Source organism: Bradyrhizobium sp. (genome assembly GCF_016462955.1).
In the GTDB taxonomy this organism is placed as follows: Bacteria; Pseudomonadota; Alphaproteobacteria; order Rhizobiales; family Xanthobacteraceae; genus Bradyrhizobium.
The window spans coordinates 4,865-5,486 of record NZ_JAEMSD010000461.1 but is presented as its reverse complement, the minus strand read 5'-3'; positions in this window follow the sequence as shown (position 1 = coordinate 5,486).

The window sequence follows — 622 nt, the reverse complement described above, 5'->3', positions numbered from 1 at the left end:
CATTCGCGCCGTCGAGCCCGTTATCCCCTGCACCGGTCGCCGAACTCAGGCCGCCATTTGTAAAGGCGGCGCTGCCGCTGCCGCCCGAACCGCCGCGGGGTGTCTGCGCCAAAGCGGGGCCGGCAATCACCAGTGCCAACACTGCGGCACTTGCCAGATGGTAAAATCTCGGCCGCCGCGGGGTCCCGCCGGGAAGGTCGCGAACGGATATGTGAGCGGCCAGCAACGTTGCCCCCTTGCGCAAAGACGCCCATACAGCCCTTGCAGCGTCTTCGGCTCCGCTCCTTGCGGAGCGGCCTGCGTCCCAACGAGTTACCTGCGCCGGAGGACCGCTCAAACTGTGACTTTTTGGGTGCATTCCGGATGCGCCGATTGCACGGATTGACGTGACTTGCGTGCAACATGGCCGGGAGTGCCTCCAAGCGATCGCGGCGATCCGTCCGGATTTCCCGTGTTGTGGAGGCCCGGGTGGGTTGCTATCGCTTGCAGTGAGGCCGGACGCCCGGCCGGTTGTTGTGAATTGCTGGAAATGCCTGACGCGGCACACATCCCTTCGCCCGACGCCGTTGCCGCGTTGCGCCGCCATCCCGGATTTTCGCATGCGATCCGGTCCTCGGCAGCC